Origin of the sequence: Ciceribacter ferrooxidans (assembly GCF_004137355.1) — a bacterium.
In the GTDB taxonomy this organism is placed as follows: Bacteria; Pseudomonadota; Alphaproteobacteria; order Rhizobiales; family Rhizobiaceae; genus Allorhizobium; species Allorhizobium ferrooxidans.
Window position 1 is genome coordinate 155583 of sequence record NZ_SDVB01000311.1, and the last position, 20276, is coordinate 175858.

The window sequence follows — 20276 nt, forward strand, 5'->3', positions numbered from 1 at the left end:
GGGGACCATTAAGTATGATTCCCCCTGTGCATGCCTGCGGCACTTGCCCGATAAGCTGTCAATGTCTACATCTCTGTCAACCTTGAAATGGAGACGATTATGCTGGCGTTGTTTCAAACGATCGATTTGGCCCTCAGCCTTTACACTTGGGTCCTCATCGGGAGTGCCATTTTCTCGTGGCTCTACGCCTTCAATGTGATCAACTCGAGCAACCGTTTCGTCAATTCGCTCGGAACCTTCTTCTACAATGTGACCGAGCCGGCGCTACGCCCGATCCGGCGGGTACTGCCGGATCTCGGCGGCATCGACATTTCCCCGATCATCGTCCTGCTGATCATCTTCTTCATCCGGTCCCTGATGTGGACGAGCATCTATCCGATCTTCGCTTGAAGCCGCCATACAGCATCCACGGCGATCACTTGCGACTGTCCATCCGGCTGACGCCAAATGCCGGGCGTGACCAGGTGGACGGCGTCGAGGTCAACGCCAACGACGAAGCGCATCTGAAGGCGAAGGTGACCGCCGTTCCTGAGAAGGGAAAGGCCAACAAGGCCCTCATCGCTCTCCTTTCAAAGGCGATCGGTATACCGAAGTCTTCGATTTCGGTGATTTCCGGCGACACCGCCAGACAAAAAGTCCTCCGGATCGATGGTGATCCGAAGGACGTGGCAGAAAAGATCGAGGCGCTGCTAGCGCGCTGAATGCTTACTTGGAGGTCTTGGCGCGCTGCACGGCTTCGAGAATGAGCTGCTTGGCGACGCTGACGTCCTGCCAGCCGCCGATCTTCACCCACTTGCCCGGCTCCAGATCCTTGTAGTGCTCGAAGAAGTGCTCGATCTGCTTCAGCGTAATTTCCGGCAGATCGGTGTAGTTCTCGATCTTGTCGTAACGCTGCGTCAGCTTGTGGGACGGCACCGCGATGATCTTCTCGTCCTTGCCGGAATTGTCTTCCATGATCATCACGCCGATCGGACGGACATTGATCACGCAGCCAGGCAGCAGCGGGCGGGTATTGCAGATCAGGACGTCGATCGGATCGCCATCATCCGACAGGGTATGCGGCACGAAGCCGTAATTGCCCGGGTAGGTCATCGGGGTATAGAGGAAGCGGTCGACGATCAGCGCACCGGCATCCTTGTCCATTTCATACTTGATCGGGTGACCGCCGACCGGAACTTCGACGATGACGTTGATGTCGTCGGGCGGGTTCTTGCCAACGGCAATTGCATCGATGCGCATGTCTAACCCCATGGGTATGTTGAAATCCCGGCTGTCCTAATGGGATTCATTGCGCAATGCAACACGGCTTTGGGAGAACGTCTCATCCGCCGTCGCCGCGCGCGGCCTGCCAGGCCCACTGTTTTTTCTACGGCATCTCGCGCCAACCGCAGCATGACTGTTATAACGGCATAAACGGGGGATGCACGATGAAACCACCTATTTCCACATTGCTGGCGGCAGCGCTGATCTGGCCGGTGATCACCCATGCGGCACGGGCCAACGACAGCGCCTATACGGACCTCGACCTCGACAAGTGCCGCACCGTCACCGAGGACGAAATGGGCGCAAGCATGCTATGCCGTGGGTACGACGGATATGACGTGCACTTCGCCGAGAGCGATCTCCGTCAGAGCATCCTCTACGGTGCGGTCGACAAGAAACTGGAGAACGAAGTCTTCGAGTCCTTCGCGGTTTTCAACCATGTCGGCAGCAAGATCGAATGGAGGCGCGACACTGGGGGCAGACCCTTCGCGACGATCCTCCGCTGGTTCATTGAAAACGTCGACGATCAAGCCGGAATGCCGACCAAGGAAAGCACCGGGCAGGTCCTCGTCATTTCCCGTGTCGCTCAACCGGGCGATGGCCTCGGCTGCGTCGTCGGCTACGTGGATGCGCTGTCCAATCCGGACGCCAACGAACTCGCCCGCAACGTGGCCGATGAGCAGGCGCAAGACTTCGCCTGCGGTCGCGACGAGAGTGCATGGTTCGGGAAACGCGGCGACAAGAGCGGTGAACCGACCCGTGTCTGGCCGGAAACTACCCCCTGAGCTGCCCTGAGCGGGATCCTAGTTCCAGATGAAGCCAAGCTTCTTCAGTTGCTGGTTGCCGAAATCTTCCATGCCCTCGACAGCGTCGACACCGCCGTTCGAGCGGAAAAACTGCGAGGCGTGGGCGCTTTCCTCAAGACACCAGACCACCAGGCCGGAGCAACCGAGCGATTTCAGGAGACGCCGCGCCTCGCCGAAGAGGAGGTAGCCGAGTCCGATTCCCTGATATTCCGGACGAATGTAGATCTCGTAGATCTCGCCTTCCTGAGGCAAGGCTCGGGAGCGATTGAGGCCGACGGTCGCGTACCCGGCGATTGTACCGGCAACGTCGACGACAAGGATGGTCGCCGGCCCACGGGTGGCCTTGCGCCACCAAGTCTCGCCGCGACGCTCGATCATCTTGGTCAGGGCGCGATGCGGAATGAGGCCGGCATAGGCATGCTGCCACGAGAGGCGGTGCGCCTCCGCGATGGCTGCCGCGTCCTGCGGTTCCGCAGGCCGAACATCAATCGACAACGTCTTCATAACGCCACTCTCGTCCCGTCTGGACAATCTCACCATCCGCCCTTCGTGCGAACCGGCATTGCCAACAGACTTCTCATCTGGACCATAGGTGGAAATTTAACGCTTTTTTAAACGCTCCGACAAGACCGCGGGATTCGTAACCACAAATAAAAACCCCGGTTTCTGGAACCGGGGTTAATGATTTATATTAGCAATGTCTCATTAAGCCTGAGCAGCCCGTGCCTTGTCGAATCGCTTGCGGTCGTTTGCGTCAAGATACATCTTGCGCAGGCGGATCGACTTCGGGGTGACTTCCATCAGTTCGTCGTCCTGGATCCAGGACAGCGCGCGGTCGAGCGTCATGCGGATCGGCGGGGTCAGCTTGACCGCTTCATCCTTGCCGGCGGCGCGGATGTTGGTGAGCTGCTTGCCCTTCAGAACGTTGACCTCGAGGTCGTTGTCACGCGTGTGGATACCGATGATCATGCCGGCATAGACCTTCTCGCCCGGTTCGATCATCATCGGACCGCGGTCCTCGAGATTGAACATGGCATAGGCGACAGCCTCGCCGGCGCCGTTCGACAGAAGCACACCGTTGGTACGACCGGTGATCGGCCCCTTGTAGGGCTGATAGTCATGGAACAGGCGGTTCATGATCGCCGTGCCGCGAGTATCGGTCAGCAGTTCCGACTGGTAACCGATGAGGCCGCGGGTCGGCGCGAAGAACACCAGACGGACGCGATTGCCGCCGGAAGGCCGAAGCTCGGCCATTTCGGCCTTACGTTCGGACATCTTCTGCACAACGATACCGGAATGCTCTTCATCGACGTCGATGACGACTTCCTCGATCGGCTCCATGAGCTGACCTGTCGTCTCGTCATTGTGCATGACGACGCGCGGACGCGAAACGGCAAGCTCGAAGCCTTCGCGGCGCATCGTCTCGATCAGAACGGCCAGCTGCAATTCGCCGCGACCCGAGACGAAGAACGAGTCCTTGCCTTCGGCCTCTTCGATCTTCAGCGCGACATTGCCTTCGGCTTCCTTGAACAGGCGGTCGCGGATGACGCGACTGGTAACCTTGTCACCTTCGGTGCCGGCCAGCGGGCTGTCGTTGACAAGGAAGGACATGGTGACCGTCGGCGGATCGATCGGCTGTGCGGTGAGCGGCTCGGTCACCGACGGATCGCAGAAGGTGTCGGCAACGGTACCCTTGGAGAGGCCGGCGATCGCAACGATGTCACCCGCATGGGCTTCGTCGATGGCGGTGCGCTCGATGCCGCGGAAGGCAAGGATCTTGGAAATGCGGCCGTTCTCGATCAGCTTGCCGTCCTGGCCGATGACCTTGACCGCCTGGTTCGGCTTGATCGAACCCGAATGAACGCGACCGGTGATGATACGGCCGAGGAAAGGGTTGGCTTCGAGGATCGTGCCGATCATGCGGAAAGCGCCGTCTTCATCGCCGACGCTCGGCTCCGGAACATGTTCCAGCACGAGGTCGAGCAACGGAGCCAGGCCCTGGTCCTTCGGACCTTCCGGATTGACGTTCATCCAGCCGTCGCGGCCCGAACCGTAGAGGATCGGGAAGTCGAGCTGTTCGTCGGTCGCGTCGAGATTGGCGAACAGGTCGAAGACTTCGTTAATAACCTCTTCGTGGCGGCCGTCCGGACGGTCGATCTTGTTGATCGCGACGATCGGGCGAAGGCCGACCTTCAGCGCCTTGCCGACGACGAACTTGGTCTGCGGCATCGGGCCTTCCGAAGCGTCGACCAGAACGATCGCGCCGTCCACCATGGACAGGATGCGCTCGACTTCGCCGCCGAAGTCGGCGTGGCCGGGGGTGTCGACGATATTGATGCGGGTGTTCTTCCATTCAACCGAAGTCGCCTTGGCGAGAATGGTGATGCCGCGCTCCTTTTCCAGATCGTTCGAGTCCATGACGCGTTCGGCGACGCGCTGGTTTTCGCGGAACGAACCGGACTGCTTCAGGAGCTCGTCCACAAGGGTCGTTTTCCCATGGTCGACGTGCGCAATGATGGCGATATTGCGAAGTTTCATATCAGGTATCTCTGGGGCTGGGCGCGAAACGGAGAGGCGCCTTGTTTGTTTGGCGCGCTCATACCGTGTTTTTTGCGTTTGCGAAAGAAAAAAAGGCAAAAGCCCCGGCTACAGCCTTTTCCGAGGACCTCTGCCGGTTACACATTTCCGGGAGGCAGGGCCGGAAGGCCGACCCTGCCTCGAAGTCTCAGGCGCTACGCACCGGATCGAGCGTGACCTTGTAGAGCTCGTTGTCGTCGCGGTCCATGAGCCGAACGGTCAGTTGCTCGCTCTGCCCGTCGATGTCGACAAGACCGAAGAACTGCAGGCCCATCGACGGCGGCAGGTTTTGTCCCTGTTCGGCCGTCGGCCCCTTCACGAACTTGAGTTCCGGTCCGAAGGTCATGTCGAGGTCATTGGGCCCGAACGTGCCGGCGTGGAGCGGACCGGAGACGAACTCCCAGAACGGTTCAAAATCCTGGAACTGAGCCTTGTCGGGATTGTAGTAGTGGGCTGCCGTGTAGTGAACGTCGGCGGTCAGCCACACGGTGTTCGTGATGCCGGCCGTCTTGATGTAGCGCAGAAGGTCGGCAATCTCGAGCTCACGTCCCTTTGCGGAACCATGGTCGCCTTGCGCGATCGCCTCTGCCCCCTTTCGGTTTTTGAAGTCGTCCCAGACGATGATGCTGATCGGCATGTCACAGGCGATCACCTTCCAGGTTGCCTTCGAGGCGGCGAGCTCGCGCTTCAGCCAGTTGACCTGCTCGACGCCCATGATCCGCGCCTCGGGCGAAAGCTCCATCTCCAGGCTGTCGTGATTGGGACCACGGTAGGAGCGCAGATCGATGAAGAAGACGTCGACGAGCGGGCCATAGGCGATCTTGCGGTAGACGCGGCCCGGCTCGGCAGGCGTGTAGCGGATCGGTGCCATCTCGTGGAAGGCGCGCGCCGCACGGGCCGAGAGAAGGGCGACGGACTTTTCCGTATAGCGATCGTCACTCGTCAGATCCTTCGACGCGGACCAGTTGTTGACGACCTCATGGTCGTCCCACTGGAAGAACGTCGGACAGACGGCATTGAAGTCACGGACATGCTTGTCCAGCATGTTGTACTTCCACTGCCCGCGATATTCGGCGAGCGTCTCGGCCACCTTGCGCTTCTCGTCGATCAGCACCGTGTTCTTCCAGAGACTGCCGTCGGAGAGCGCGACCTCGTCCTTCATCGCACCGTCGGCATAGATGGTGTCACCAGAATGAATGAAGAAATCAGGCTGGTGCTTGGCCATCGTGGAATAAGTCTTCATGCCGGTTTCATCGATGCCCCAGCCCTGTCCAGCGGTGTCGCCGGACCAAGCGAAACGTACCGAACGCTTCGAGGCGGGCGCCGTGCGGAAACGGCCGGTCACGGGTTCCGACAACGTGTTGATAGACGAAAGATCGGCCGCGATGAAACGGTAGAATATCTCCTGATCGGACGGGAGTTCCGTCAACAGGCGCTTCACGGCGAAGTCGCTCTCCGGCAGCGCGTCGAGCGGCGCCAGCTTGACGGCATTGGAGAAGCTCTCGTTCGTCGCGTATTCCATGAATATCCGCGAAGGACGATCGACCCGGGTCCAGATCATTCCCGAAGAAACGTCGATGTCGCCCGATTGGACGCCGTGGGTGAAGAGTGGCCGCTCCGCGGCACGGGCATAAAACGGCAGCGGCAAGCCCGACGCGGCAACGACGCCGGTCGCACCTGCGGACAGAAGAAACGAACGGCGCGACAGCGCCCTCAGTGACTGCGTCATGAAACCTCTCCTCGTTTTGGCTGGCGGGCGACCATCGCCCGCCGGCGGAAACAATCAGAGCTTCATGTCAGTCGCTTGATCCGCAGATGAAACTTACGTCACCGTTCTGTGACACACCCGCGGCAATTCAGGCATCGCTGCCGTGTATTTCCTCCATCATCGCCAACCCCTTCTTGCGCAACATCGCGTCTGGGTCCGGCAGTTTGCCCCGGAAAGCCCGGTAGGCGTCCTCCGGGTCGACCGAGCCGCCGACCGAATAGATGTTGTCCTTCAGCTTCTTGGCCATCGCCGTGTCGAAGGCGTCACCGGTCTCCTCGAAGGCCGAGAAGGCATCCGCATCGAGAACCTCCGACCACATGTACGAATAGTAGCCTGCCGAATAACCACCGGCGAAGATGTGCTGGAAATGTGGGGTGGCGTGCCGCATCACGATCGAGCGCGGCATGCCGATCTCCCTCAAAACCTCCTCCTGTACGGCCATAGGATCATCTGCCAACGTTCGCGTGTGAAACGCCATGTCGACCAGGGCAGACGATGTGACCTCCACGGTGTTGAAGCCTGCGTTGAAGGTGCGGGCTGCCAAGACCTTGTCGAGGAGTGTTTTCGGCATTGGTTCGCCGGTCTCGTAATGGACCGCATAACGTGTCAGGATTTCCGGAACGGTCAGCCAGTGCTCATAGAGCTGCGACGGTAGTTCCACGAAATCGCGCGACACACCGGTACCGGCAACCGAGGGATAGGTGACGTTCGAAAGCATGCCGTGCAACGCATGGCCGAATTCGTGAAACAGCGTGCGCGCATCATCGAGCGAGAGGAGCGCGGGCTTGCCTTCCGCGGGCTTCGCGAAATTGCAGACATTGTAGATGATCGGCATTTCACCCGTGGTGCCGTTTTTCATCGTCAGCTTGTGCTGGGAGCGGAAGGCGCTCATCCACGCGCCCGACCGCTTGGACGGGCGGGCGAAATAATCACCGAGGAAGAGTGCGACGAGCGTCCCACTCCGGTCGCGAATCTCGAAAACGCGGACGTCCGGATGATAGGCCGGAATTCCCTTCTTTTCGACTGCGATGACGCCGAAGAGTCGGCTGGCAACATCGAAGCAGGCATCGATGATCTTCTCGAGCTGGAGATAGGGCTTCAGCTCGGCTTCGGAAAAATCGAATTTCTGCGCCCTGATCTTTTCGGCGTAATGGCGCCAGTCCCAGGGCATGACCTCGTGATTGTGACCCTCTCCGGCGATCAGGCGGGCGATGTCCGCCTCCTCTTCTCCGGCACGGCGGACGGCCTTCTCCCAGACGGTCATCAGGAGGTGGTTCACGGCACCCGCCGTCTTTGCCATCGTATTGTCCAGCTTGAACTCGGCGAAATTCGCGTAGCCGAGCAGATCGGCCAGTTCCTGCCGAAGCAAGAGTGTCTCCCGCACGATGCCGCGATTGTCAGTTTCGCCCTCGTTCATTCCACGAGCGGTCCAAGCCCGGAAGGCCTGCTCGCGCAGGTCCCGCCGGTCGGAAAAAGTCAGAAACGGCTCGATGATCGAGCGCGAGAGAGTAACGGCGTACTTGCCCTCCGCCCCACGCTCGCGAGCCGCCGCCGCCATCGCGTCCTTCACGAAATCCGGCAGGCCGGAAAGCTCCGCATCGGAGGAAAGCAGCAGTGACCAGTTCTTCTCGTCAGCCAGCACATTCTGCCCGAATCTGGCCCCCAGGCCCGCCAGTCGTTCATTGATCTCGGCGAGCCTCTGCTGCTGTGGCTTCGCGAGCAAGGCACCGGACTTGACGAAGCCCTTCCAATGCCGCTCGAGGACGCGCATTTCCTCGACCGACAGGCCGAGCGTCTCGCGCTCCTGCCAAAGTGTGTCGATGCGCGCGAAGAGCGCAGCATTCATGCCGATCTTCGAATAGTGGCGCGACAGCTTCGGTGCGATTTCACGTTCGAGCGCCTGGATCGTGTCGTTGGTATGAGCGCCGGCACGGTTCCAGAACAAGGCCGAAGTCCGCGAAAGGCTTTCGCCTGCGATCTCCAGGGCCGTGACAGTGTTCGCGAAGGTCGGAGGCTCCGGATTGCCGGCAATCGCGTCGATTTCCGCGTCGTGCTCGCTGAGGGCCGCCTCGAAGGCCGGTGCGAAATCGTCGTCGGATACCGCCTCGAACCGGGGCAATCCCTGGAACCCGGTCCATTCGACAAGCGCGGTATTGAGCGAAGAAGCTGCAGCCATCTCGTATTCCCTTCATCTGGTCGCGGCCGACCGGTGGGTTGCACATGCTTACCGATATGGGGCGGCGAGCGCCTGCTTGGCAAGGACCGCCAAAGCAAAATCCGTCACGGTTGCCGGTTCTTAAGAACCGACGCCGACGACGCACTCAAGGCCCCCATTTGCCTCTCGTCAAATCTGGGCGGGAGGCTTATGGTCCGCACACTTGCGCCGCACCTGCTCTTCCTCGCGGCGCGCCTTCCAGGGCAGACTCGAATATCGGACAGACAGTAATGGCACCACAGCGGATGAGCGAGCGCCGAACGTCGTTGATCGGCGCGCTGCTGACGACGATCGGCCCCGTTTCGATGGCGATCTACACGCCGGCCATGCCCGAACTCGTCCATGCCTTCGGCACGTCGGATGCCGCCATCAAACTCAGTCTTTCGCTCTATTTCTTCGGCTTTGCCTTCGCACAGCTGCTCGCAGGGCCGTTCTCGGACGCCTTCGGACGGCGGATCGCCACACTCTCCTTTCTCGGTATCTATCTGCTGGGAAGCCTGTTCGCCGCCTTCGCCCCCTCCGTCGAGCTGCTTCTCGCCGGGCGACTGGTTCAGGGCGTCGGTGCATCGGTCGGAATCACGGTCTCCCGCGCCATTGTGCGGGACCAGTTCACCGGTCCGGAGGCCGCGCGCATCCTCAACATGATCGGCATCATGCTGGCGATCGGCCCGGCAGCCGGCCCGACACTCGGCGGCCTCGCCCTTGCCCTTTCCGGATGGCAAGCCGTGTTCTTCCTGATGGTGAGCTTCGGCGTCTTCAGCTGGCTCATCGTCGCCTTCCTGATGCGCGAGACAACAACCCCCGACCGCGTGCTCATCAAGCCGTCACGGCTGCTTGGCGCCTATGCAACGCTCGTCACTGACATGCGGGTACTGTTCGCAGCCTTCGTGCTCGCCGGCACCGTCGGCGCCCTCTACGCCCAGGCGACGATGCTGCCCTTCATCCTGATCAAAAGGGTCGGTCTCAGCCCGGCCGAATTCGGAGTCGGAATGCTGATGCAGACCGGTTCTTTCTTTCTCGGATCTGTCGCACTGCGGATTCTCTCACCGCGTCTCGGCGAGCGACGAGCGCTTCTGACCGGTCTGACCCTCGCCGGAACCGGAGGTGCATGCATCGCCCTTTCAGTGATTTTCGTCGAGCCGACTTTCCTTTCGATCATGATGCCGGTCGCGATTTGCGCCTTCGGCATGGCCTTCATCATCCCCTACATCACGACCGCGGGGCTGCAGCCGCACCCGGCAATCGCCGGTTCGGCCGCGGCATTGATCGGCTTCGTGCAGATGGGTTCCGGCTTTCTCGGTGGTGCCGTCGGTGCGCTGATCGGCGATCCGCTGCAGGCCTTCGGGATCGTCATTCCGGCAATGGAGCTTGTCGCGATCCTTGCCTATGTCGGCTTTCTCCACGGAAGCCGCAGAATGGCATAGAAAAAGCCTGCCGCGGCCTCCCGCGGCAGGCTCTCACAGATTTGGGAACCGTCAGTTGCCGAGGTTGCGCTTGGCCAGCGTGCGCAGGCGCAAGGCATTGAGCTTGATGAAGCCGGCAGCATCCTTCTGGTCGTAGGCGCCCTGGTCGTCCTCGAAGGTGACGAGCTTGTCGGAATAGAGCGACTTTTCGCTCTCGCGGCCGATCACCATGACATTGCCCTTGTAGAGCTTCAGGGTCACCTCGCCCTCGACATCCTTCTGGCTGAGGTCGATGGCTGCCTGCAGCATCTGGCGTTCCGGCGAGAACCAGAAGCCGTAATAGATGAGCTCGGCGTAGCGCGGCATCAGTTCGTCCTTCAGGTGGGCTGCGCCGCGGTCGAGGGTGATCGATTCAATTGCGCGGTGAGCGGCCAACAGGATCGTGCCGCCGGGCGTTTCATAAACGCCGCGAGACTTCATGCCGACAAAGCGGTTTTCGACGAGGTCGATGCGACCGATGCCGTTGTCGCGGCCGTAGTCGTTGAGCTTAGCGAGAATCGTCGCCGGGCTCATGCGCACACCGTTGATCGAGACCGCGTCGCCCCTCTCGAAGCCGATCTTGATGATCGTCGGTTTGTCCGGCGCGGCTTCCGGCGAAATGGTGCGCATATGCACATATTCGGGCGCTTCCTGCGAGGGGTCCTCCAGGACCTTTCCTTCGGACGACGAGTGCAGGAGGTTGGCATCGACCGAGAAGGGAGCCTCGCCCTTCTTGTCCTTGGCGACCGGGATCTGGTTCTTCTCGGCGAATTCGAGAAGGTCCGTGCGGCTCTTGAACGACCAGTCGCGCCACGGCGCGATGATCTTGATATCCGGATTCAGCGCGTAAGCCGAAAGCTCGAAGCGAACCTGGTCGTTGCCCTTGCCGGTCGCACCATGGGCGATCGCGTCCGCGCCGGTCTTCTTGGCGATCTCGATCAGGTGCTTCGAGATCAGCGGACGGGCGATCGACGTGCCGAGCAGGTAGACGCCTTCATAGACGGCATTGGCGCGGAACATCGGGAAGACGAAGTCGCGCACGAACTCCTCACGAACGTCCTCGATGAAGATCTCCTTGATGCCCAGCATCTCGGCCTTCTTGCGCGCCGGCTCGAGTTCCTCACCCTGGCCGAGATCGGCGGTGAAGGTCACGACTTCCGCGCCAAGTTCGGTCTGGAGCCATTTCAGGATGATCGAGGTGTCGAGGCCGCCGGAATAGGCGAGAACGACCTTCTTGACGTCTTTCGGGAGTGCCATGTTGAGTTCCACTTGTAACGAATATCGGTGAGCGGAGTCCGCGTTTGGCGGCACTTTTAGCGAGATTATCGCCGGGTGCAAGGGGAAGCGTGCCGACGTGGACTGCCAGCGTCAGACCGAATACGCGACGAATTGCAGATTTGACCTTCCGGCTGGCATGGGCCATATCACCCCTTCACCCGTTGAGCTGAGGAGATTTGCATGACAAGACTTCACCCGGCATTCAAGAAGGGTAATCTCGCCGTGATCACCGGCGGGGCATCCGGCATCGGGCTGGCTGCAGCAAAACACTTCGCTCGCCTCGGCATGTGCGTCGTGATCGCCGATCTGGTCGGCGAGCGGTTGGCGGAAGCTGAAGCGGCTGTCGCCTCACTTTCCCCAAGCGGTGCGACCGATGTGGTTGCTATTCCGACAGACGTGTCGAAGCGGGAAGAACTCGAGGCGTTGGAGCGCGCCGTCGTTCAGCGTTTCGGTCGCGTCCATGTGCTGATGAACAACGCCGGAATACAGCCGGGCAGCGCCATATTCGGCCCCCAGGCCAACTGGGAAAATGTGCTCGCCGTCAACCTGATGGGTGTCGTCACTGGCAGCCGCACTTTCGGACCCGGCATGATCTCCCACGGAGAACCGGCACTCATCATCAACACCGGCTCAAAGCAGGGTATCACCACGCCGCCCGGTGATCCGGCCTACAACGTCTCCAAGGCCGGCGTGAAGGTCTTCACGGAAGCGCTGCAGCATGAGCTACGAAATACGCCGGGTTGCCGGGTCTCGGCCCATCTACTGATCCCTGGCTTCGTGTTCACGCCGCTTACGGCGAACGGAAGGACTGAAAAGCCGGCCGGCGCCTGGACGCCAGAACAGACGGTCGACTTCATGATGGAGAGCCTCTCGAAGGGCGACTTCTACATCCTGTGCCCGGACAACGAGGTTGATCGCCACACCGATGAAGTGCGCATGCTCTGGGCGACCGGAGACATCGTCGAGAACCGCCCGCCGCTCTCTCGCTGGCATGCCGACTACGCCGACAGTTTCAAGGCCCATCTCGTCGAGAAGCAAAGCTGATTGGCAACCTCTCCCAAGCCCGGTATGGATGACGCGACAGCGTCGCCCCGTCCGGGCTTTCCTCATTGCGGACCTTCCGATGGACTTCATACCGAGCTTTGCCACCATCCTTGCCTTCAGCCTTGCGATCTTTCTTCTCGCCATCACGCCCGGGCCCGACATGACGCTGTGGATCAGTCGTTCGCTGCGAGACGGCCGGGCGACGGGATTGATGACGCTCGCGGGCACGAGCTTCGGGATTTCCATTCACACGATGCTGGTCGCCTTCGGCATTTCAGCACTGATCGTCGCCTCGCCGACGGCATTCACGATCCTGAAGACCGGCGGCGCGGGCTATCTGCTGTGGCTCGCGATCCAGGCCGTGCGCCATGGCTCGAACTTCGTCGTTCGCGCCGATGGCGACAGGCAGTCGGCCCCGATAAAGGCATTCTTGAACGGTCTCTGGGTCAACCTGCTGAACCCAAAGGTCATCATTTTCTTCATGACCTTCCTGCCGCAGTTCGTCAGTGCCACCGACCCGCATGTCACCGGCAAGCTTCTTTTCCTCGGCATATGGTCGATCATGCTGTCCCTGCCGATCGGACTTGCGATCATCTTCATGGCAGACGGGCTATCGGCATGGCTGCAGACGAACCAAAAGGTACTGCGTGCCATCGACTACACCTTCGCCGGCGTCTTCTCGATCTTCGCCGTGAAGATCTTCTTTACCCAAGCGCGTTGAAGGCCAAATAAAAACGGCACCGGGCGGAAGCCAGGTGCCATTCTCGAAAAGACCACCGCCGGGCGAAATCAGCCGATCAACAATTCGTCGTCATCGAGTGTTTGCCCGCGGATCTTGCGGAACATGGCGATCAGATCCTCGACCTGCAGATCCTTGCGGCTATCACCCGAGACGTCGAGTACGATCTCACCGGCATGCAGCATGATCGTCCGGCTACCGTAGTCCAGCGCCTGACGCATGGAATGGGTGACCATCAAGGTCGTGAGCTTGCGTTCCGCAACGATCGACTGGGTGAGTTCCATGATGAATTCCGCCATGCCGGGATCGAGCGCTGCCGTATGCTCGTCGAGCAATAGGACCTCCGAACCGGCGAGCGTCGCCATGACCAGCGACACAGCCTGCCTCTGGCCACCGGAGAGCAGATCCATGCGGTCGCCCATGCGATCTTCCAGGCCGAGATTGAGTGCGGCGATCCGGTCCCTGAACTCGGCCCGACGGCTCCCGCCGAGAGCGTCTGCCAGGCCCCGGCGCTTCCCGCGCATGGCCGCAAGAGCGAGATTCTCGGCGATGCTGAGTGCACCGCAACTTCCGGCCAGCGGATCCTGAAAGACCCGGGCGACCAGTCCTGCGCGCTGCGCCGTCGTTTTCCGGGTCACATCTGCGTTGCCGATGGTGACGCGGCCACCTGTCGGAAGAACGTCCCCGGCCAATACTCCGAGCAGCGTCGACTTGCCGGCGCCGTTGGAGCCGATGACGGTGACGAACGAGCCTGTCTCGATGGTGAGGCTGACGCCCGAAAGGGCTTGTTTCTGAAGCGGCGTACCGCGACCGAAAACGACCTGGATGTTTTCGAGCGAGATCATGACGAGGCTCCTCCGCGACGCAGTCTCGGAAGAACAAGCGCAACGGCGACGAGAACGGCGGTGACGAAGTTGAGGTCGGAGGCCTTCAGACCGAGCACGTCAGACGACAATGCGAGCTGAATGGCAAGACGGTAGGCGATCGAACCGACAATGCAGCCGATGAGCGCTATCAGCAGACCACGGTTCCCGAACAGGGTTTCACCGATGATGACGGCGGCGAGGCCCACCACGATGGTGCCGACACCCGAGGTGACATCGGCAAAGCCGTTCGTCTGCGCGAACAGTGCTCCACCGAGCGCGACGAGCGCGTTGGATATCGCCATGCCGAGATAGATCTGGTTGCCGGTTTGCACCCCCTGCGCACGAGCCATACGGGAATTGGCACCGGTCGCCCGCATCGCGAGCCCCGCATCGCTCTCGAGAAAGCGCCAGACGAGGAGGACCGCAACGCCGACAAGCACAAAGAGAAACAGCGGCCGGACGTAATAGTCGGCAAGTCCGTGCCCGTAGAAGGGCGTGAGCATCGTGTCCTGGTTGAGCAACGCGACGTTCGGCTTGCCCATGACCCGCAGATTGACCGAGAACAGCGCGATCATCGTCAGAATCGAGGCCAGCAGGTTGAGAATCCTGAAGCGGACATTGAGCACCGCTGTCACCAAGCCTGCGATGGACCCGGCCGCCATCGCAACCACCGTCGCAAGCCAGGCATTCAGCCCGGCAATGATCAGAACAGCTGCTACGGCCGCCCCAAGGGGAAACGACCCGTCGACCGTAAGGTCAGGAAAATCGAGGACGCGGAAGGCCAAGTACACGCCGATAGCGACAAAGGCGAAAACCAGGCCGAGCTCGACGGCACCCCAGAAGGCGATTTGGCTCACGACGGACAGTCCTTGTTCAACCCGACACCTACGGCACGGGCAGTGAGCAAGGCCGCCTTCGTGGCGGCCTTGCGTGAGATTGGCTTATTCGACGACCTTTGTCGCCCGCTTCACGATGCTCTCGGGGAACTCGACGCCCATCTTGGCGGCCGCGGACTTGTTGATGACGAGGTCGGTGCCGGCCGCAACGCGAACCGGAATGTCGCCGGGGGCCTCGCCCTTCAGGACGCGGGCGACGATCTCACCGGTCTGCTTGCCGACGTCAAAGTAGTTGAAGCCCAGGGCGGCAACGGCACCACGAGCGACCGAGTCGGTGTCGCCGGCATAGAGCGGAATCTTCGCCTCGACCGCCACACCGACGGCAGCCTCAAAGGCGGACACGATCGTGTTGTCCGTCGGGATGTAGATCACATCGGCGCGGCCAACGAGCGCGCGCGTCGCTCCCTGCACTTCCGCCGACTTGGTTGCGACGGACTCGACGACCTCAAGGCCGGCCTTCTCGGCTTCCGCCTTCAGTGCGGCGAGCGTCGAGACGGAGTTGGCTTCGGCGGAATTGTAGATGAACCCGATGGTCTTGGCGTTGGGCGTGATTTCCTTGATAAGCGCAATGTGGTCGGCAACCGGGGACATGTCCGAGAGACCGGTCACGTTGCCGCCGGGCTTCTGCATGTCCTTGACGAGCTGCGCGCCGAGTGGGTCGGACACCGCGGTAAAGACGACGGGAATGTCACGGGTGGCGGCGACGACGGCCTGTGCCGACGGGGTGGAGATCGGAACGATCACGTTCGGGCCTTCGCCGATGAACTGCCGGGCGATCTGGGCGGCTGTGCCCGGATTACCCTGCGCCGACTCGTAGAGGAACTTGAGGTTCTCTCCTTCCTTGAAGCCAGCTTCTGCCAGGGCTTCCTTGACACCGTCGCGGGCGGCGTCAAGCGCCGGATGCTCGACGATGGCCGTGACAGCAACCGTCACTTCATCGGCACGGACCGGCATGGCAAGAGCCGTGGCGGCTACGAGGGCGAGTACGAGAGCGCGCATGAGTTTATCTCCAATCTCTGTCGCTTACTGGCGGCCTTCTTAGGCAGATGATCGGACGAAATCAATTGCGATCCGATCCCTAGAATACGGAATCGCGCTCCCAAATGCCGGCTTTTCGTCCTGTTGGAGAGTTTTTAATCGTCTTCGCCGTGATTGGCGATCATCATTGCCTCAAACGCCAGCCGCTCGGTCTTGCGCATACGCTCGGACTCGGATTTGAGCTGACCGCAGGCAGCGAGAATGTCGCGGCCACGCGGCGTGCGAATCGGCGAGGCATAGCCCGCCTGATTGATGAAATCGGCGAACTTCTCGATCTGCGCCCAGTCGGAACACTGATAGTTCGTGCCGGGCCAAGGATTGAACGGAATCAGGTTAATCTTCGCAGGGACGCCTTTCAGCAGTTGCACCAGTCCCTTGGCGTCCTCGAGGCTGTCGTTGACGTCCTTCAGCATCACGTATTCGAAAGTGATACGGCGCGCGTTCGAAAGACCCGGGTAAGCACGGCAGGCGGCGATCAGGTCCTTCAAGGGATACTTCTTGTTGATCGGAACCAGCATATCGCGAAGTTCGTCGCGCACCGCGTGCAGCGAGATTGCCAGCATGACGCCGATCTCCTCGCCCGTCCGGTAGATTTCCGGCACGACGCCGGATGTCGAAAGCGTAATGCGCCGCTTGGAAAGCGAGAGCCCGTCGCCGTCGGAAGCGATCAGCAGCGCGCGCTTGACCTCTTCGAAATTGTAGAGCGGCTCGCCCATGCCCATCATGACCACGTTCGTGATCTTGCGATCGCTGGAAGGTACCATCGCACCGACAGGCACGTCACGGTCGGGGAAATCGCCGAGCCGGTCGCGCGCGAGCAGCAGTTGCGACAGGATCTCCTCCGAGGTGAGATTTCGAACCAGCTTCTGCGTCCCGGTGTGACAGAAGGAACAGGTGAGCGAGCAGCCAACCTGGCTTGAGATGCAGAGTGTGCCGCGGCCCTCTTCCGGAATATAGACGGTTTCGACCTCTACGGGGCGGCCCGCTCCACGTGGCGGAAAGCGCAGCAGCCATTTGCGGGTCCCGTCGTTCGAGACCTGCTCCTCGACGATTTCGGGCCGGGCGATGGCGAAGTTCGCCTTCAGCATTTCGCGCATGTCCTTCGCGACATTGCTCATGGCGTCGAAATCGGAGATTCCGCGGACGTAGATCCAGTTCCAGATCTGCGCGACGCGCATCTTGACCTGCTTCTCGGGCACGCCCTTGTCGCGCAGCGCCGCAGCAAGCTGCTCCCGGTCGAGGCCGATCAGCGACGGCTTGCCGGAGATAGCGTCCTGGACCGGCGCCAGAGCCATCTTGGGTTTGCCTGAAATCACAGCGTCGAGAGAAGCCATACCGTTTCACCTCACGCACCATGCCTCACCCGCGATCCTGTCGCTGCGGGCGTGCCGGCCGTCTAGTTCCTGTCGAGTTCCACCGGGGAATTGGAATTAATCCAGACCATATAGGTCTTCCGGCCGCCCTTTACCACCAAACAGGGACCGCGTCATCCGGAATGTAGAGGCGGCATCGGTGATACCTGGAAACGCCGAATGACGGGCCGGCGCGACCGCCCCGTCACGTACAAGCGGTCGCATGCGCGCCGCTCCGATTACTTGCAGGTTTCGATCTTGCTGAGAGCTGCGGAAATGCCGGAAAGCGAATAGGTGTAGGAGGTCGGCGTGCCGCGGGCGGACGTCGCCTTGACGGTCATCGACGAGCCGCCCTTCATCGCCGCGACCAGCGCCGGTTCTTCTGCTGCATTCTCGACCCAGGCGGCCTTGTCTTTCGTGAACATCACGAAGTTCTTGCTGTCGATGGTGACGTTCACCTTCGAGCCGTCCTTCAGCTTGTAGCCCATCATCGCCTGCGGCTCGTAGGAGATGTTCTGGCCAGGACGCTGCGAGACGATGAAAAATATGTCGCCGTGATCGACGGCCGGAGGCTCTTTCGCGGTCGGAACCGAGAGTACGTAACATACCGTTCCGCCGTTCGACTTGTAGGAATACGCCCCCCATGCCTTGAATTGCTCGATGCGGGTCGGCGCCTGAGCGGCGGCTGTCCCGTAGCCTGCCAGCACGATTGCCAATGCGGTTGCGATACGTCTTACAAACATGTTGTCCTGCCGCTTACGTTTCCGTCCAAGACCCGACCGCGCGCCGAGCCATTATCTTAAAACCTGATTCAGTTTGACTTAATTTAGGTTACCAAACCGTCAACAAGGCATTCGATCTCGTCGCCGAAGGCAGCATTTCAGCCGATCAGACCTATTTTTGATCGCCCACGTCATCAAACGTTGCGCACTACCCCAGCAGCCTGATCAGAACAGAACAAATCCGGCGAGAGTTTGTCCTTTCTCGGCAGCAGTGTGGGTCCACACAGTGACATCGCCTCCGCACGGATTGTCGCTGTGTCTGTCACCGGGCGGCAACGCCGGGTTCGTCGGCGAGCGCACGATCTGCCGCCTCGTAGTGCCGCTCGCGGATGTGGCTGTTGATTAACGCAAACGCTGTCGTCAAAACTGCGATATCGTCGGTGAAGCCGACGAGTGCCAGCACGTCGGGGACCGTATCGAAAGGAAGCACGAAATAGCCGAGCGCCGCCAGCAGGATGCCGCGCACGCGCAACGGCGTCTGTCGATCGGTCGCGCAGTAGTATGCGGCAACGACGTCGCGTCCAAGGGGCAGTTGGCGTATGGCCTTACGCATCGTCGGCCAGAACCTCGCCCGAACAGTCTTCTCCTGTCGCTCCTGGGTGTCTTCATCCCCGGGCAGCAGAATGTCGCCGAACTTGATCTCATCCATGGCTCGTCCTCGCATTCCGCAACGATATGGGAAAACGGAAGCGGAATTCAATTCCCCGTCACAGCAGCTCATGATCTGTCCGCGGCAATCCGGCAGCAGGCCCGCGCGACAACAGACCAGCCATGCTCGCGCTGACCGGATCTTTACGCCGGTGGAGATGACGGTCTCCGGGCCGTCTACAGCATGCTCTTCGCCGACTGCGAGTCCCTGCTCGCAAAGCTTACAGTCGGACGGGCCTCGTGAAGCGGGAACACCTCCTCGGTCAGGTAAGGTCCGCCCCCGACCGATTCTTTCGACGAGAGGAGAACAAAACGCGGAACGAGGAAGGGGCCGGTGTGGAAATCACCTCGCCCGGAGAGATAGTGAACGACGTCGTCCACCCTTGAAGACTTGAGCCGTGCGAGCGTCACGTGCGGGCTGAACTTTCTGGGGTCCGGCGGCAAGCCGATACGCTGGCAAATGCGCTCGATTTCGGCCTGAAGCGCGTACATTTCCGGCGCCGGTGAAACGCCGGCCCAAACCGAATGCGGCTTCTTCGAACCGAAGGAACCGATGCCGCTCAAACTGAGGAGAAATTCAGGGCGATCGATCCGGTCCAACCGGTCGACGATCTCGTCAGCCGTCCGCCCGTCGACGTCCCCGATGAAGCGCAGGGTGATGTGGTAGTTCTCCACATCAATCCAGCGAGCTCCGGGAAGTCCGCCACGCAACAGGGAAAGACTGAGAGCCGCATTACGCGGAATTTCGAGGGCAGTGAACAATCTCGGCATAGCGAGCTCCCCGAATCTCTTGCAGATAACAACAGCGAATCACGCAATGCCGATCCGCGCAACCCCCTAATTTGTAGCGGAGGATATGCGGTCGAGAAAGCGCTCCGCGACCGGCAGCATTCGCCGGGTGATGACGGCAATCCCTTTCGCATTGGGATGCATTCCGTCCTCGATCTTCAGGTCGGCCTCGGTCACCACACCGTCGAGGATGAAGGGATAGAATTCCAGCCCGTATTTGTCGGCCAACCGTTTGTAAATCGGATTGAATCTGTCCTGATAGTCCGTTCCCATGTTGGGTGGAGCCATCATGCCGATGAGGAGAACCTCGATGCCTCGACCGCGTAACCTTTTGATGATCTCCTCGAGATTCCTCTCGGTCTCCTCCGGCGCTATGCCGCGCAGGGCGTCGTTCGCACCAAGCTCGAGTATGACGCCGTCGGTCCCGTCGGGCACTGACCAATCCACGCGCGCGAGCCCTGCAGCAGATGTGTCACCGGACACGCCGGCGTTCGTAATCACGAGTTTGCGGTTGGCAGCGGCCAGGGCCTTTTCGAGCTGCGCGGGAAGTGCGTCCTCTGGTGGCAATTGATAGCCGGCCATGAGGCTGTCGCCAAAGCCGACGATCTGTACCGGGCCATTGTCCTCCGCCTCGAGCGGGCCGGGCATCAACGTTAGAACGAAGGCCAGAACGGCAAAAAGGGGGAGCGCTGCTTTAAATCTCATATTGCCTTCCCTAAATTGACCAGAGCCCGCGGCAGAACGGCAGACCGGTCCTGCAGGTGATACTCAAC

Annotated in this window: 20 protein-coding genes; 6 read left to right on the forward strand and 14 right to left on the reverse strand. The window is 60.8% G+C overall.

Annotated elements, in window-relative coordinates:
* Nucleotides 1–99 precede the first annotated feature (99 nt).
* On the forward strand, nt 100–390 hold the full coding sequence (locus tag EUU22_RS20920) for a YggT family protein (protein ID WP_129333917.1): 291 nt from the start codon (nt 100–102) through the stop codon (nt 388–390).
* Nucleotides 387–701, forward strand: a complete 315-nt coding sequence (locus EUU22_RS20925; protein ID WP_129333918.1) for a DUF167 domain-containing protein — start codon at nt 387–389, stop codon at nt 699–701. Before EUU22_RS20920 ends, EUU22_RS20925 begins: the two co-directional genes overlap by 4 nt.
* A 4-nt stretch (nt 702–705) precedes the next feature.
* Here EUU22_RS20925 and ppa read toward each other — a convergent pair whose 3' ends face one another.
* Nucleotides 706–1239: an inorganic diphosphatase gene (gene ppa / locus EUU22_RS20930; protein WP_129333919.1), complete on the reverse strand. Its 534-nt coding sequence runs from the start codon at nt 1237–1239 to the stop codon at nt 706–708.
* Between the two features lie 188 nt (nt 1240–1427).
* On the opposite strand from ppa, the gene EUU22_RS20935 reads away from it, so the two are divergent.
* Nucleotides 1428–2048 carry a hypothetical protein gene (locus tag EUU22_RS20935; protein ID WP_129333920.1) on the forward strand — a complete coding sequence of 207 codons (621 nt, stop codon included), beginning with the start codon at nt 1428–1430 and terminating at the stop codon, nt 2046–2048.
* Between the two features lie 18 nt (nt 2049–2066).
* Here EUU22_RS20935 and EUU22_RS20940 read toward each other — a convergent pair whose 3' ends face one another.
* The 4 genes from EUU22_RS20940 to EUU22_RS20955 form a co-directional block, all read right to left on the reverse strand.
* Nucleotides 2067–2573 (reverse strand): GNAT family N-acetyltransferase, encoded by a 507-nt coding sequence (locus EUU22_RS20940; protein WP_129333921.1) that lies wholly within the window; start codon nt 2571–2573, stop codon nt 2067–2069.
* A 201-nt stretch (nt 2574–2774) separates the two neighbouring features.
* Entirely contained in the window at nt 2775–4607 is a 1833-nt protein-coding gene (gene typA / locus EUU22_RS20945) for a translational GTPase TypA (protein WP_112686404.1), read from the reverse strand.
* A gap of 187 nt (nt 4608–4794) precedes the next feature.
* Nucleotides 4795–6375, reverse strand: coding sequence for an alkaline phosphatase D family protein (locus tag EUU22_RS20950; protein WP_129333922.1), 1581 nt, complete (start codon nt 6373–6375; stop codon nt 4795–4797).
* 127 nt (nt 6376–6502) lie between these two features.
* Complete coding sequence (locus tag EUU22_RS20955) at nt 6503–8590, reverse strand: M3 family metallopeptidase (RefSeq protein WP_129333923.1); 2088 nt, start codon at nt 8588–8590, stop codon at nt 6503–6505.
* Between the two features lie 269 nt (nt 8591–8859).
* Here EUU22_RS20955 and EUU22_RS20960 point away from each other — a divergent pair, with 269 nt between their 5' ends.
* Nucleotides 8860–10053 (forward strand): multidrug effflux MFS transporter, encoded by a 1194-nt coding sequence (locus EUU22_RS20960; protein ID WP_129333924.1) that lies wholly within the window; start codon nt 8860–8862, stop codon nt 10051–10053.
* A gap of 51 nt (nt 10054–10104) precedes the next feature.
* Here EUU22_RS20960 and EUU22_RS20965 read toward each other — a convergent pair whose 3' ends face one another.
* Nucleotides 10105–11328 (reverse strand): argininosuccinate synthase, encoded by a 1224-nt coding sequence (locus EUU22_RS20965; RefSeq protein ID WP_129333925.1) that lies wholly within the window; start codon nt 11326–11328, stop codon nt 10105–10107.
* Between the two features lie 201 nt (nt 11329–11529).
* Between EUU22_RS20965 and EUU22_RS20970 the strand changes: the two genes are divergently transcribed.
* Both EUU22_RS20970 and EUU22_RS20975 read left to right on the forward strand, forming a co-directional pair.
* Entirely contained in the window at nt 11530–12393 is an 864-nt protein-coding gene (locus EUU22_RS20970; RefSeq protein WP_129333926.1) for an SDR family NAD(P)-dependent oxidoreductase, read from the forward strand.
* Nucleotides 12394–12472: 79 nt separating this feature from the next.
* A complete protein-coding gene (locus tag EUU22_RS20975; RefSeq protein WP_129333927.1) occupies nt 12473–13114 on the forward strand; it encodes a LysE family translocator in 642 nt (213 codons plus the stop codon).
* Between the two features lie 68 nt (nt 13115–13182).
* Here EUU22_RS20975 and EUU22_RS20980 read toward each other — a convergent pair whose 3' ends face one another.
* The 8 genes from EUU22_RS20980 to EUU22_RS21015 all read right to left on the reverse strand — a co-directional run bounded on the left by EUU22_RS20980 (nt 13183) and on the right by EUU22_RS21015 (nt 20208).
* Nucleotides 13183–13977 (reverse strand): ABC transporter ATP-binding protein, encoded by a 795-nt coding sequence (locus tag EUU22_RS20980; protein WP_129333928.1) that lies wholly within the window; start codon nt 13975–13977, stop codon nt 13183–13185.
* Nucleotides 13974–14855 carry an ABC transporter permease gene (locus tag EUU22_RS20985; RefSeq protein ID WP_129333929.1) on the reverse strand — a complete coding sequence of 294 codons (882 nt, stop codon included), beginning with the start codon at nt 14853–14855 and terminating at the stop codon, nt 13974–13976. Before EUU22_RS20985 ends, EUU22_RS20980 begins: the two co-directional genes overlap by 4 nt.
* 84 nt (nt 14856–14939) lie before the next feature.
* Nucleotides 14940–15893 carry an ABC transporter substrate-binding protein gene (locus EUU22_RS20990; RefSeq protein WP_129333930.1) on the reverse strand — a complete coding sequence of 318 codons (954 nt, stop codon included), beginning with the start codon at nt 15891–15893 and terminating at the stop codon, nt 14940–14942.
* Nucleotides 15894–16027: 134 nt separating this feature from the next.
* On the reverse strand, nt 16028–17227 hold the full coding sequence (gene rlmN, locus EUU22_RS20995) for a dual-specificity RNA methyltransferase RlmN (RefSeq protein WP_439329180.1): 1200 nt from the start codon (nt 17225–17227) through the stop codon (nt 16028–16030).
* Nucleotides 17228–17523: 296 nt separating this feature from the next.
* Nucleotides 17524–18027 (reverse strand): invasion associated locus B family protein, encoded by a 504-nt coding sequence (locus EUU22_RS21000; RefSeq protein ID WP_129333932.1) that lies wholly within the window; start codon nt 18025–18027, stop codon nt 17524–17526.
* 301 nt (nt 18028–18328) lie between these two features.
* The gene (locus EUU22_RS21005) at nt 18329–18715 is read right to left on the reverse strand and encodes a YkvA family protein (protein WP_129333933.1); all 387 of its coding nucleotides are present in this window, start codon (nt 18713–18715) and stop codon (nt 18329–18331) included.
* Nucleotides 18716–18891: 176 nt separating this feature from the next.
* Nucleotides 18892–19485, reverse strand: a complete 594-nt coding sequence (gene thpR / locus EUU22_RS21010; protein ID WP_129333934.1) for an RNA 2',3'-cyclic phosphodiesterase — start codon at nt 19483–19485, stop codon at nt 18892–18894.
* 66 nt (nt 19486–19551) lie between these two features.
* The gene (locus EUU22_RS21015) at nt 19552–20208 is read right to left on the reverse strand and encodes an arylesterase (RefSeq protein ID WP_129333935.1); all 657 of its coding nucleotides are present in this window, start codon (nt 20206–20208) and stop codon (nt 19552–19554) included.
* Nucleotides 20209–20276: the final 68 nt, after the last annotated feature.

Coding starts and splice junctions, on each gene's coding strand:
- thpR (WP_129333934.1), bottom strand. CDS start 19,485: ATGCCGAGATTGTTCACTGCCCTCGAAATTCCGCGTAATGCGGCTCTC.
- EUU22_RS21015 (WP_129333935.1), bottom strand. CDS start 20,208: ATGAGATTTAAAGCAGCGCTCCCCCTTTTTGCCGTTCTGGCCTTCGTT.
- EUU22_RS20965 (WP_129333925.1), bottom strand. CDS start 11,328: ATGGCACTCCCGAAAGACGTCAAGAAGGTCGTTCTCGCCTATTCCGGC.
- rlmN (WP_439329180.1), bottom strand. CDS start 17,227: ATGGCTCTGGCGCCGGTCCAGGACGCTATCTCCGGCAAGCCGTCGCTG.
- EUU22_RS21000 (WP_129333932.1), bottom strand. CDS start 18,027: ATGTTTGTAAGACGTATCGCAACCGCATTGGCAATCGTGCTGGCAGGC.
- EUU22_RS20980 (WP_129333928.1), bottom strand. CDS start 13,977: ATGATCTCGCTCGAAAACATCCAGGTCGTTTTCGGTCGCGGTACGCCG.
- typA (WP_112686404.1), bottom strand. CDS start 4,607: ATGAAACTTCGCAATATCGCCATCATTGCGCACGTCGACCATGGGAAA.
- EUU22_RS20960 (WP_129333924.1), top strand. CDS start 8,860: ATGGCACCACAGCGGATGAGCGAGCGCCGAACGTCGTTGATCGGCGCG.
- ppa (WP_129333919.1), bottom strand. CDS start 1,239: ATGCGCATCGATGCAATTGCCGTTGGCAAGAACCCGCCCGACGACATC.
- EUU22_RS21005 (WP_129333933.1), bottom strand. CDS start 18,715: ATGGATGAGATCAAGTTCGGCGACATTCTGCTGCCCGGGGATGAAGAC.
- EUU22_RS20935 (WP_129333920.1), top strand. CDS start 1,428: ATGAAACCACCTATTTCCACATTGCTGGCGGCAGCGCTGATCTGGCCG.
- EUU22_RS20950 (WP_129333922.1), bottom strand. CDS start 6,375: ATGACGCAGTCACTGAGGGCGCTGTCGCGCCGTTCGTTTCTTCTGTCC.
- EUU22_RS20920 (WP_129333917.1), top strand. CDS start 100: ATGCTGGCGTTGTTTCAAACGATCGATTTGGCCCTCAGCCTTTACACT.
- EUU22_RS20975 (WP_129333927.1), top strand. CDS start 12,473: ATGGACTTCATACCGAGCTTTGCCACCATCCTTGCCTTCAGCCTTGCG.
- EUU22_RS20955 (WP_129333923.1), bottom strand. CDS start 8,590: ATGGCTGCAGCTTCTTCGCTCAATACCGCGCTTGTCGAATGGACCGGG.
- EUU22_RS20970 (WP_129333926.1), top strand. CDS start 11,530: ATGACAAGACTTCACCCGGCATTCAAGAAGGGTAATCTCGCCGTGATC.
- EUU22_RS20990 (WP_129333930.1), bottom strand. CDS start 15,893: ATGCGCGCTCTCGTACTCGCCCTCGTAGCCGCCACGGCTCTTGCCATG.
- EUU22_RS20940 (WP_129333921.1), bottom strand. CDS start 2,573: ATGAAGACGTTGTCGATTGATGTTCGGCCTGCGGAACCGCAGGACGCG.